Here is a 13482-nt window from a genome sequence, read left to right as displayed (position 1 = left end):
CGGGCGGCTTCAGCCCTTGCCGCGGCCGCTGAGCAGGTCGCGGGCCCGGTCGACCAGGCCGGCGCCGGGGCCGAGGATCTTGTTGCCGGGCGGGGTGTCGGGGGCGGAGGGGTGCGGACGCGTCGGGGCGGTCTTCTTCGCCGTGCGCACCTTCTCGCCCAGCTCGTCCAGGGCCTCGGGGGAGACGGCCGCCGCCAGGAGCGGGAACAGCCGGTTCTCCTCGTCGCGCACGTGCTCGCTCACCTCGAGCTTCAGCTTCGCCACCAGGTGGTCGAACTGCGGGTCGTCCGCCGGCAGCCCCTCCAGCTCCTTGAGGTGCTGCTCCACCTTCGCGTGGTCCTCCAGCTCCTTGTCGGCCATGTCGTCGCCGTCGTCCACGAACCGCCGCACCGCCGGGTAGAGGTGCATCTCCTCCGCCACGGAGTGCCGGACCAGCTCGATCGTCAGCTCGTCGGCGAGCTTCCTGCGCTGCTCGTCACCGACCGGCTGGGCCTCGATCTTCGCGAACAGTTCATCGACCTCGCGGTGGTCCGTGGTGAGCTCCGCGATCACGTTTCCGCCGTGTCCCATCAGTGCAACCCTCTCCGCTGTGTGTGCTGCGAGCCGAAGTCAGCTCACCGTTCCACAGGGGTACCCCCGAACCTCACCAACACACGGAGCCGCGTCCCACTCCGGTCAGGCTGGCGTAACGGTCCGGGCGAGCCCGTCTCAGGGGCGTGCGGGCGGCACGGCGACACCGGAAGCCGGGCCGAGCGGCCATGCCTCGATGTCCCGGTAGCGGATCTGCCCGGTGCCCCGGCCCGCGTCGCTCCCGACCAGATGCAGGCGCTCGGCGGGCCATGGGCTGCCCCGGAACCCGGTGAGTCGCGCGGCGATCTCCCCGGCCGACGTGTGGTCGCCCCGGCGCACCCGGGCGAGGGTCAGATGGGGCCGCAGCGGCCGGTCCTCCAAGGCGATACCGCAGTCCCGGACGACGCTCCGGACGCCTTCGGCCAGCCGGTGCAGTCCGTCGAGGTCGCCGGCGACCCCGCTCCACGCCACCCGCTCGTCGAACGTGCCGCTGCCGTGCAGCGCCAGCCGGGGCGCGGGGTGGGACGCGGCGAGAGCGGCGAGCGGCGGACGCAGCAGCGGAACGGTGTCCACCGGGAGCGCGCCCAGGAACGCCAGGGTGATGTGCCAGTCCTCCACCCGGTTCCACCGCACCTGCGGGTGCGTGCCGTAGACGGGGCGCAGCTCCCGGGTCAGCTCGTCCTTCGCCGGGTCGGGCGGAGCGAGGGCGATGAACACGCGCACGGTCGCGGGCGGGGTCTCTTCGGTCACACGGCATTCGTATCGCATGCGGTGCCGACCGCTCCCGCCGGGTGGCCGCCCGCACCACGGCCCGGAACGTCACACAGGGTGAGGGGAATGGCCATTGATTCCGAGTGGGGCGCGCACCCGGCGCACGGGAGCGCGATGAGTTCGGCGCGTGCCCGTGGATGAGGGGGTGTACGCCGGCGGATATCCGAATGTGCGCGGGTCGTATTTAGTGAAATGTGCACAATCGGGACATCGAGTGGCTGAAAATTTCCGGGTGACTGAGCTTGGCATATGTCCTTGGCCGGCCTTCTCGCACATCGCGGCCGTACGGGCCGATAAGTAATGGTCCGAATTCGTCTCTTGGGCCGTCGGTGGTCCTCTATGGTGATTGGCGTGAACGGGCGAAGCCGGATGGCCGGCCGGCCATCGGCGTTCCGTCGGTATCCCGAGGCGTAACGTATCTCCGTCCCGCGCGGCCGGGCTTGCGCGGTAGGGGTGGGCGGACCGGCGGCGGGGGAACGGCGAATCCGTGCGGCTGGCCCGCATATATCTGAAGAACATGCGGTGGCATGTGGAAAAACAAGTGGGGGGACGGTCGTGACCAATCCTTTCGATGACGAGTCGGGTCGGTTCGTGACGCTGGTGAACGGCGAGGGCCAGTATTCGCTGTGGCCGGCGCACATCGAGGTTCCGGGCGGCTGGAGCGCCGGCGGCCCGGAGGGTTCGCGGCAGGAGTGTCTCGATGCCATCGAGGCCGCGTGGACGGACATGCGGCCCGCCGGACTGGTGCGGGCGATGGAGTCCGACGCCGGGTAGGCCGTGGCGCGTGTCTCTGCGGACCAGCTCGGTCCGCAGACACACTCCTGCCTCATTCGATCGACGTCGTTCCTGTCCGGGCAAATTCGATCAGATTGGCGCAGTGATCGATCGCGCTTCGGCGGGGAAAGTTCATGCCGCTGTCACGCGGCCTTGTTTTCCTCATTGATGGACTGTGTATCGGCCCGTCCTCGGCAAGTGAAGGAAACCGAGCCTCTTCCGGGTTTCGTGACGGGAAGTCGCTCCGTGGTGCCCGACGTCATGGGCGCGGTGATGTTCTCCTCGCTATTTCCCGCCCGTTGACGTCCATGGACGTCACACCGGCACGGCCGGCTTCGTCCTGCCCTCTTCGTCCCCCGCAAGCTCTCCCCGAAGGTGTGTCCCGGCATGCGCGAAAACGGCTCCGCCTCCCCGCGAACCGCTCCCTCTCCCGAAGAGTTCTTCGGGACTACCACAGCCCAGCAGGGCGTCTGGTACGGACAACTCGTCGACCCCGACAGCCCGAAATACAACGTCGGTGAATGCTTCGAGATCCGGGGCGACCTGGACGAGGCGCTATTCGCCGCAGCCGTCGACCGGGCCTGCGAGCTGTGCGACAGCCTCAACGTCGAGTTCGTCACGGAGGGCGACGTCCTGCTCCAGCGGGTCGTCCGCGAGCCCGGCGCCCGCCGGCTCCGGATCGTGGACGTGTCCCGGGCCGCCGACCCCGCCGCCGAGGTCGAGCGCTACCTCGCGACGGACATGGCCACGCCCGACAGCCTGCACCGCCCCCGCCACCACATGGCCCTGCTGCGCGCCGGCGACGGGCTGTCCTACTGGTACGTCCGCTTCCACCACATAGCCGTGGACGGTCTCGGCGGCGCCGTCTTCACCCGCACCGTGGCCGACCTCTACGGACGCGCGGTGCGGGGCGAGGACCTCGCCGAGGCCACACTGCCCGCGGCACCCCTGCGCGAACTCGTCGCCGACGAGACCGCTTACCGGGAATCCGGCCGCTTCGAGACCGACCGCGCCTACTGGACCGCCCGGTTCGCCGACCCGGCCCCCGACGCCGCGGGCGACGACACGCACAGCGGCAGGACGCTCATCCGCCGCCGCACCGATCTCCCCGCCCCGGCCGGGCCCGACGCCCCGGCCGTCCCCGGCACCCGGCTGCACACCGGCGAGTCCTTGTCCGCCGAGGTCTTCGAGGACCTGCGCCGGCTCGCCGCCGCCCACCGCACCACCTGGAGCGCCGTCCTGGTCGCCGCGGTCGCCGCGTACACCGCCCGGATCACCGGCACCCGCGAGGTCACCGTGGGCCTCGCCTCCAACGGCCGGCACGGCGGGCTGCGGCACATCGTCGGCATGACCGCCAACATCCTCCCGCTGCGCCTGGCCCCCACCGACGCCATGTCCGTCGGCGACCTCGTCCGCGCGGCCGCGGCCGAGATGCGCGGCGCCCTGCGCCACCGCCGCTTCTCCCGCGAACAGCTCGCCCGCGAACTGAACACGGGCGACGACGCGGCCCGCCTCACCGGCATCGTCGTCAACATCATGGGCTACGACTACGACCGGGACTTCGCCGGCATCCCCGCGCCCTCCCGGGTGCTGTCGGTCGGCCCGGTGGACGACGTGTCCCTCTTCGTCTCCGAACGCGCCGAGGGGAAGGGGCCGTTGATCGGGTTCGACGCCCGGCCCGACCTCTACCGGCCCGAGGACGTGCGGCTGCACGAGCAGGCCGTCGTGTCCTTCGTCTCCGCCCTGGCGGCCGCCGACCCCGGCCTGCCCCTGGGCGACCTGCCACTCGTGGACGAAGCCACCGCCCCCGCCCTGCGCGCCCGAGGACTCGGCACCGAACTGCCCGAGCAGGCCGTCGCGCGGACCCTGCCCGAAGCGTTCCGGGACCAGGCGCGCCGGACCCCGGACGCCCCGGCCGTCGTGGACGGACCGCACACCCTCTCGTACCGGCAGCTGGACCGGGCGGCCGAGGGACTCGCGAGCGCGCTGACCGGCTGGGGCATCGGTGCCGAGGACGGCGTCGGGGTGCTCCTGGGGCGTTCGGCCGCCGTGCCGGTTGCCACGCTCGCCACCGTCGCCGCGGGCGCCGCCTACGTCCCCATGGACGCGGCCTGGCCCGCCGAACGGCTCGGCCGCGTCGCCGAGTCGGCCCGCGTCCGCGCCCTGGTCGCCGACGAGAGCACCGCCCGCGAGCCCTGGGTCCGCGAGGCGGCCGCCCAGCTGCCGCTCCTCGTCGTGGACGCGTGCGGCCGGGTGCTCGACGGTGCGCCGGACGGGCCCGGACCGCTGCCCCGGATCAGCAGACCCGACCGGCTCGCGTACGTCATGTTCACCTCCGGATCCACCGGACTGCCCAAGGGCGTCGGCGTCACCCATGCCGACGTCCTGGCCCTCGCCGCCGACAGCGCCTGGACCGGCGGGGTGTCCGACGCGGTCCTCATGCACTCGGCGTACGTCTTCGACGCCTCCACCTTCGAACTCTGGGTGCCGCTCCTCAACGGCGGCCGGGTGGTCGTCGCCCCCGGTGGCGTCCTGGAGGCGCGCGTCGTGCGCGAGGCGGTGCAACGGCACGGCGTCACCGCGCTGTTCCTGACGACGGCCCTCTTCAACGTGATGGCCGAGACGGACCCGGCGGTCTTCGACGGGCTGCGCACGGTCGCCGCCGGCGGTGAGGCAGCGACCCCCGGCCTCATGCAGCGGGTGGCCGCCGCCTCGCCCGGCACGCTCGTCCTGCACGTGTACGGCCCCACCGAGACCACCACCTTCGCCACCCGCCACCCCGTCACCGCCGACACCTCCGGTGCGCCGCCCATCGGCCGCCCGCTGGACGGCATGGGCCTGTACGTCCTCGACGGCACCCTGGCCCTGGTGCCGCCCGGCGCGGTGGGGGAGCTGTACGTGAGCGGGCACGGGGTCGCCCGCGGCTACCAGGGGCGCGCGGCGCTCACCGCCGCCCGCTTCGTCGCCGACCCGTACGGGGCGCCCGGCAGCCGGATGTACCGCACCGGCGACCTCGTGCGCTGGACCGCCGCGGGCGACATCGAGTACGTCGGGCGCGCCGACGGCCAGGTCAAGCTGCGCGGCTTCCGCATCGAACCGGCCGAGACGGAGCACGCCCTGCTCACCGACCCGGACGTGCGCGGCGCCTGCGTCGTCGTCCGCGAGGACACCCCCGGCGACCGCAGACTCGTCGCCTATGTGGTGCCCGCGCCCGGTGCCCGCACCGACACCTCCGCGCTCGCCCGCCGCGTCGGGCGCACGCTGCCCGCGTACATGGTGCCGTCCGCCTTCGTCGTCCTCGACGCCCTGCCCCTCAACCCCAACGGCAAGGTCGACCGCCGCGCCCTGCCCGCGCCCCGGACCGCCACCGGCACCGGCCGCGCGCCGCGCACCGCGTACGAGGAAGTGCTCACCGGGCTGTTCGCCGACGTCCTGGGCGTGAGCGCGGTCGGGGTGGACGACAGCTTCTTCGCCCTGGGCGGCCACTCGCTGCTCGCCACCCGCCTCACCGGCCGGGTGAGGGCCGCCCTCGGCGTCGAACTCGCCCTGGCCACGCTCTTCGACCACCCCACGGTCGCCTCCCTGGCCGCCGCCCTGGACACCGCGGGCGCCGCCCGGCCCGCCCTCGTACCGCAGCCCCGGCCCGAAACGCTGCCGCTGTCCTTCGCGCAGCAGCGCCTCTGGTTCCTCAACCGGTCCGAGGCGCCCGGCGACACCTACAACGTCCCGCTCGTCCTGGAGCTCGACGGCCCGCTGGACACCGAAGCGCTGCGCGGCGCCATAGCCGACGTGGCCGTCCGGCACGAGAGCCTGCGCACCGTCTTCGCCGAGCACGACGGCGTCGCCCGCCAGCGCGTCGTCGACGCGGACGAAGCCGCGACGCTCGTCCCCCTCACCGTCGAACACCCTCCGGCGGACGGGGACGCGGACGCCTGGGAGACGGCGACGGTACGCCGGCTGAGCACCGCCCCCTTCGACCTGAGCCGGGACCCCGCCGTCCGCGCCCACCTGCTCCGCCGCGGGCCCGCCCGGCACGTCCTGGTCCTCGTGCTGCACCACATCGTCGCCGACGGCTGGTCCCTCGCCCCGCTCTGCCGCGACCTCTCCGCCGCCTACCTGGCCAGGACGCGGGGCACCGGCACCCCGGCCTGGGCGCCGCTGCGCGCGCAGTACGCCGACTACACCCTCTGGCAGCACCGGCTGCTCGGCGACGCCGCCGATCAGGACAGCCTCGCCGCCCGGCAGGCCGCCTTCTGGCAGGAGGCGCTGCGCGGCGCCCCCGGCCTGCTGGACCTGCCCCTCGACCGGCCGCGCCCCGCCGTGCCCAGCCACCGGGGAGCGTCCGTCCCCTTCGACCTGCCCTCCCCGGCGCACGCCGCGCTCGTCCGGCTCGCCCGCACCGCGGGGTGCACGCCGTTCATGGTGCTCCAGGCGGCCCTCGCCGTGACGCTCGGCGCCCACGGCGCGGGCAGCGACATCCCGCTGGGTACGGCGGTGGCCGGACGCACCGACGAGGTGCTGGACGATCTGGTGGGCTTCTTCGTCAACACCGTCGTCCTGCGGACCGACCTCTCCGGCGAGCCGACGTTCCACGAACTCCTCGACCGCGTCAAGCAGTCCGACATCGCGGCCTTCGCCCACAGCGACCTGCCCTTCGAACGGATCGTGGAGGCCCTCAACCCGGAGCGTTCCGGTGACCACCACCCCCTCTTCCAGACGATGCTGGTCCTCCAGAGCCAGGACCGGGCCGAACCGGAGCTGCCGGGCATCACCGTCCGCGACCGGTCCCGGCACCAGGGCGGCAGCAAGTTCGACCTCACCTTCTCGCTGACCGAAACCGCCGGGACCGCAGAGGGCGCAGAGGCACCCGGGGGCATCGGCGGATACCTGGAATACGCGACCGACCTCTTCGACGCCGCCACCGCCCGCGCCCTCTGCGCCCGCTTCGCCCACGTCCTCACCCAGGCCGTCACCGGCCCCGGCCGCCCCATCGGCGACCTGGACCCCCTCACTGCCGCCGAGCGCGACGGCATCCTCGCCCGAGGACACGGCGCGTCCCGCCCCCTGCCGGTGCTCACCGCCCCCGAAGCGGTCCGGAAACAGGCCCTGCGGAGACCCGGGGCCGTGGCCGTGCGCGACGCGCACACCCACCTCACCTACGCCGAGCTCGACGCCCGGGCCGACGCCCTCGCCCACACGCTGCGCGAGCGCGGTGCGGGCCCGGAGACCAGGGTCGCCATCGCCGCCCGGCCCTCCGTGCACACCGTCGTCGCGATGCTGGCCGTGCTGAGGTCCGGCGCCGCGTACCTGCCGGTCGACCCGGCCTACCCGCCCGCCCGCATCCGCCACATGCTGGACGACGCCCGGCCCGTCCTGGTCCTCACCACCGGCGACGTACCCACGGGCGGCATTCCCCGGCTCGCCATCGACGCCCCGTACCAGCAGCCCGCCACTCCGCTCCCGTACGCGCCGCACCCGGCGGATCCCGCGTATGTCATCTACACCTCCGGGTCCACCGGCCGCCCCAAGGGCGTGGTCGTCACCCACACCGCCCTGGCCAACCACATGGCCTGGATGGCGGGACACCTGACGGTCACCCAGCAGGACCGGGTCCTCGCGAGGACGTCCACCAGTTTCGACGCCTCCGTGTGGGAGGTGTGGCTCCCGCTGACGCAGGGCGCCGAGGTGTGCGTGCTGCCGTCCGGAGCCAACACGGAACCGGACACGCTGGTGTCCTGGATGAGCCGGTTCGGCGTCACCCTCGCCCAGTTCGTGCCCTCGCACCTCGCCCTCGTCCTGTCCGAGGCCGCCGACGCCGCACCCCTGCCCGGTCTGCGCGCCGTCCTGTGCGGCGGCGAGCCGCTGCCGCGCGCCCTCGCCGAGGAGACGGCCGCGCGGTGGGACACGGAGGTGCACAACCTGTACGGCCCGACCGAGGCCACCATCGACGCGACCGCCCACCGCGTGCCCGCCACGCCGGACACCGCGTACGAGACCGTGCCGATCGGCCGGCCCGTCGACACCATGCGCGCCTACGTCCTGGACCCCCGGCTGCGGCCCGTCCCGCCCGGGACCACCGGTGAGCTCTACCTCGCGGGCCCCAACCTCGCCCGCGGCTACCTGCACCGGCCCGGGCCGACCGCCGCCCGCTTCGTCGCCGACCCCTTCGAGGGCACCGGCGCCCGCATGTACCGCACCGGCGACCTCGTCCGGTGGAACGCGGCCGGGCTGCTCGACTACGTGTCCCGCGCCGACGACCAGGTCAAGCTGCGTGGCTTCCGCATCGAACCAGGCGAGATCGAGGCCGCCCTGCTCGCCCGTCCCGGGGTCACCGCCGCCTGCGCGGTGATCCGGGAGGACGCGCCGGGGGACCGCCGTCTCGTCGCCTACGCCGTCACCACGGACGAGGGACCGCGGCCCGCCGCCCTCCGCGACGCCCTCGCGGAGGCGCTGCCGCACTACATGGTGCCCGCCGCGGTCGTCGTCCTGGACGAGCTGCCGCTCCTGCCCAACGGCAAGGCGGACCGGCGCGCCCTCCCCCCGCCGGACGACGAGCCCGCGCACACGGTTGAGGGCTCCGGCACGCTCAGCCCGCGCGAGGACCTCCTCGCCGGGATCCTCGCCGATGTGCTGGGCCGCCCCGCCGTCGGCCCGCACGACAGCTTCTTCGATCTGGGCGGCCACTCGCTCCTCGCGATGCGCGTCGTCAGCCGGGTCCGCGCGGTCCTCGGTGCCGACCTCGCCGTACGCACCCTGTTCGAGCACCCGACCGTCGCCGGGCTCGCCCGGGCCCTGGACAGCCAGGGGGCGTCCCGCCCGCCGGTTCTGCCGGTCGCCCAGCGGCCCGACCCGCTGCCGCTGTCGTACGCGCAGCAGCGGCTCTGGTTCCTGAACCGGCTCGAAGGCCCCAGCTCCTCGTACAACATCCCGCTGGTGCTCGACATCGCCGGGCCACTGGACACCGACGCCCTGCGCGCCGCCCTCCGGGACGTCGTGGAACGGCACGAGGCGCTGCGCACCGTCTTCCCCGAACGGGACGGCGTGCCCCACCAGTCGGTGCTGTCCGCGGATGTCGTCGCGCCCCGGCTGCCTGTCGCGAGCACGGCCCCGGCCCGGCTGGAGGCGGCCGTCACCGCTGCCGTGGACGAGCCGTTCGACGTGGCCAGTGATCCGCCGCTGCGGGGCAGGCTGCTGCGCACCGCGCCCGGCCACCACGTCCTCGTGCTGGTCCTGCACCACATCGCGGGTGACGGCTGGTCCCTCGCCCCGCTCGCCCGCCACCTGGGCGACGCGTACCGGGCCCGCCTCGCCGGCCGGGAGCCCGAGACCGGCGACGGGATCCAGTACGCGGACTACACCCTGTGGCAGCAGGCCGTCCTGGGTGACCCGGACGCCCCCGGCAGCGTGCTGCGCGGACAGCTGGACCACTGGCACACCGCGCTCGCCGGACTGCCCGGGCTCATCGACCTGCCGCTCGACCGCCCGCGCCCGGCCACCACCGACCCCTCGGGGGGCGTGCACGCCTTCGACGTACCACCCGCGCTGCACGCCGGACTCATGCGCGTGGCAAGGGAGTCGAGCACGACGCTGTTCATGGTGCTGCAGGCGGCCGTCGCCACGCTGCTGCACCGGCACGGCGCGGGCGACGACATCCCCCTCGGTACGCCCGTCGCGGGCCGCACGGACGAGGCGCTGGAAGACCTGGTCGGGTTCTTCGTCAACACCCTCGTCCTGCGCACCGACCTGTCCGGTGCGCCCACCTTCACCGAACTCCTGAGGCGGGTGCGGGAGTTCGACCTCGGTGCCTACGCACACCAGGACGTGCCGTTCGAGCGGCTGGTCGAGAGCGTCAACCCGGTCAGGGCCCGCAACCACCACCCCCTCTTCCAGACCATGCTCGTCCTGCAGAACCAGGACGCCGTGCGCCCCGAGCTGCCGGGGCTCGACGTCGAGGACCGGCTCGTCCACAACGGCCTGAGCAAGTTCGACCTCACCTTCGCCTTCGGCGAGGAGCGGGGCGCGGGCGGACTCACCGCCGGGATCGAGTACGCCACCGCCCTCTTCGACCGTGTCACCGTCGAGGCCCTGGCGGCACGCCTGCTGCGGCTGCTGGAACAGGTGGCGGCCGACCCCGCCCGGCCCCTCGCGGACTACGACCTGCTCACACCCGATGAGCGCGACCGCACCGCCCACCGGGGCACCGGCCGCGAACTGCCCGCCCCCGCACCGGACACCACCCTGCCCGCGCTCTTCGCCGCGCAGGTCCACCGCACCCCGGACGCCGTGGCCGTGACCGGCGACGACACCACCCTCACGTACACCGCGCTCGACACCCTCACCGCCGAGCTCGCCCGCGCCCTCGCCGGCCTCGGAGCGGCCCCTGAGACCGGCGTCGGCGTCCTGCTCTCCCGGTCACCGGCCGTCGTCACCGCGTCCCTCGGCGCCGTGCGCGCCGCCGCCGCGTACGTGCCGATGGACGCGCGCTGGCCCCGGGAACGGCTCGACCAGGTCGCCGACGTGGCGGACGTGCGGGTCCTCGTCGTGGACGAGCCGGCCGCCGAGTCCGCCTGGGTCACGGAGGCGGCCCACCGCATCCCGGTCCTCGTCGTGGACCGGACCGGCCGCGTCCTGCGCGGCGCGCCACCGGCCCCCGGCAGGACCGCCGCCGTGCCCGGCCCGGACTCGCTCGCGTACGTCATGTTCACCTCCGGCTCGACCGGTCTGCCCAAGGGCGTCGGGGTCAGCCACGCCGACGTGGCGGCGCTGGCCGAGGACTCCGCCTGGAGGGACGGCGCGACCGACGCGGTCCTGATGCACTCGGCGTACGTCTTCGACGCGTCCACGTTCGAGATGTGGGCGCCCCTCCTGCGCGGCGGCACGGTCGTCGTCGCACCGGAGGGCGTCCTGGAGGCCGGGACGCTCCGCGAAGCGGTCCGCGAACAGGGCGTCACCGCCGTGTTCCTGACGACCGCCCTGCTCAACGTGATCGCGGACACCGACCCCGGCGCCTTCGCCGGACTCCGCCTCGTCTGCGCGGGCGGCGAACTCGCCTCGCCCGACGCCATGCAGCGGGTCGCCGGCTCCGCGCCCGGTGTCCGCGTCCTGCACGTGTACGGCCCCACCGAGACGACCACCTTCGCCACCCGCTACGACGTGGCCGCCGACCTGCCGGCGGGCCCGCCGCCCATCGGCCGGCCCCTGGACGGCATGCGGCTGTACGTGCTCGACGGCTCGCTGGGCCCGGTCCCGGCGGGTGTCACGGGCGAGCTGTACCTCGCCGGACGCGGCGTCGCCCGGGGCTACACCGGTCTGCCCGCCCTGACCGCCACCCGGTTCGTCGCCGACCCCTTCGACCCGGACGGCGGGCGCATGTACCGCACCGGCGACCTCGTGAAGTGGACCCCGGACGGGCAGATCGCCTACGTCTCCCGTGCCGACAGCCAGGTCAAGCTGCGCGGCTACCGGATCGAACCCGGCGAGATCGAGTCCGTCCTCGCCTGCTGCGACGGGGTCGCCGACTCCTTCACCGTCGTCCGCGAGGACGTCCCGGGCGACCGCCGTCTCGTCGCGTACGTGGTGCCCGCCGGGTCGGCCCGCCCCGACCCGGCCGACCTCGCCGAAGCCGTCGGCCGGTCCCTGCCCGCCTACATGGTCCCCTCCGCGTTCGTCCTGGTGGACGCGCTGCCGCTGACCGTCAACGGCAAGGTGGACCGGCGCGCGCTGCCCGCCCCCGCACAGCACACCGCGCCACGCGGGCGTGCGGCCCGCACCGCGCGCGAGGAGATCGTCTGCGGTCTCGTCGCCGATGTCCTCGGCCTCCCCGCCGTGGGCGCCGACGACGACTTCTTCGCCCTGGGCGGCCACTCCCTGCTCGCCACCCGGCTCGTCGCCCGCATCCGGACCGCGCTCGCCGTCGAGGTGCAGGTCAAGGCGGTCTTCGAGCACCCCACGCCCGCCGCGCTCGCCGCCGCCCTCGACGGCGCCGAAGCCGCCGCCCTGCCGCTGGTGCGCACCCCGCACCGCCCGGACCCGCTGCCGCTGTCCTTCGCGCAGCAGCGCCTGTGGTTCCTCAACCGGTTCGAGGGCCCCAGCCCCACCTACAACGTGCCGATGGTGCTGCGCCTGGAGGGGCCGCTCGACGCCCCGGCCCTGGAACGCGCCCTCAGGGACGTCGTGGAGCGGCACGAGAGCCTGCGCACCGTCTTCCCCGAGACCGGAGGTGTGCCGCGTCAGCTCGTCCTCGCCGCCGACCACGCCGACCTGGACCTGACCCCCCGGGCCGTCCACCCGGACGGCCTGGACGAGGCGCTGGCCGCCGAGGTGGCGCACGCCTTCGACGTCAGCGCCGACCTCCCCGTACGAGCCCGGCTGCTCGGCCTCGGCGCCGAGACCCACGTGCTCGTCCTCCTCGTCCACCACATCGCCGGCGACGGCTGGTCCCTGGCCCCGCTGGCCCGCGACCTCGGCGAGGCCTACCGCCACCGCAGCCGGGGCGAGGCGCCCGACCGGCCCGGACTCCGCGTCCAGTACGCCGACTACACCCTCTGGCAGCGCGCCCTCCTCGGCGACGAGGACGACGCGGACAGCAGGGCCGCCCGCCAACTGGACTTCTGGCGCACCGCCCTGGCCGGCAGCCCCGGACTGCTCGCCCTGCCCCTGGACCGGCCGCGCCCCGCCGTCCTCACCTACCGGGGCGACGCCTTCACGTTCCCGGTGGACGCGGACACGCACCGGGCGCTCGCCGAGCTGGCCCGCGCCCGGGGATGCAGCCTCTTCATGGTGCTCCAGGCGGCCCTGTCCGTTCTGCTCTCCCGGCACGGGGCAGGGGAGGACATCCCCCTCGGCACCCCCGTCGCCGGACGCACCGACGAAGCCCTGGACGACCTGGTGGGCTTCTTCGTCAACACGCTCGTCCTGCGCACCGACCTGACCGGCGACCCCGCCTTCACCGAAGTGCTCGACCGGGTCCGGGCGTTCGACCTGGCCGCCTACGCCCACCAGGACCTGCCGTTCGAGCGCCTGGTGGACGCCCTCGCCCCGGACCGGGCCCAGGACCACCACCCGCTCTTCCAGACCATGATCGTCCTCCAGAACCAGGCGGACACCGCGCTCGGCCTCGACGGTCTCACCGTGACCGGGCAGCCCGTGCGGACCGGGATCAGCAAGTTCGACCTCACCTTCACCTTCACGGAGACCCGCGACGACGCGGGCCGGCCCACCGGGCTCGACGGTCACCTGGAGTTCTCCACCGACCTGTTCGACCCCGCCACCGCGCACGCCCTCGCCGCCCGCCTGACCCGCCTGCTCGCCTCGCTCGCCGCCGACCCCGGTGGACGCGTCCGCACCGCCGCGTTCCTGGACGCGGCC

Annotated in this window: 4 protein-coding genes; 2 read left to right on the top strand and 2 right to left on the bottom strand. The window is 74.3% G+C overall.

The features are described from left to right. Positions 1 to 9: 9 nt before the first annotated feature. Both G3I41_RS35455 and thpR read right to left on the bottom strand, forming a co-directional pair. A complete protein-coding gene (locus G3I41_RS35455) occupies positions 10 to 570 on the bottom strand; it encodes a hemerythrin domain-containing protein (protein WP_164404626.1) in 561 nt (186 codons plus the stop codon). Positions 571 to 708: 138 nt separating this feature from the next. Next, positions 709 to 1338, bottom strand: a complete 630-nt coding sequence (thpR, locus tag G3I41_RS35450; protein ID WP_164404625.1) for an RNA 2',3'-cyclic phosphodiesterase — start codon at positions 1336 to 1338, stop codon at positions 709 to 711. Between the two features lie 558 nt (positions 1339 to 1896). Between thpR and G3I41_RS35445 the strand changes: the two genes are divergently transcribed. Beyond that, the gene (locus tag G3I41_RS35445) at positions 1897 to 2115 is read left to right on the top strand and encodes an MbtH family NRPS accessory protein (protein WP_164404624.1); all 219 of its coding nucleotides are present in this window, start codon (positions 1897 to 1899) and stop codon (positions 2113 to 2115) included. A 387-nt stretch (positions 2116 to 2502) separates the two neighbouring features. Then, positions 2503 to 13482: non-ribosomal peptide synthetase (locus G3I41_RS35440; RefSeq protein ID WP_164404623.1), on the top strand; the 10980-nt coding region annotated here is incomplete at its 3' end.

The organism is Streptomyces sp. SID9727 (assembly GCF_010550605.1).
Taxonomy (GTDB): domain Bacteria; phylum Actinomycetota; class Actinomycetes; order Streptomycetales; family Streptomycetaceae; genus Streptomyces.
The sequence above is the reverse complement of the archived record's forward strand: the minus strand, read 5'-3'. Positions and strand labels throughout refer to the sequence as shown.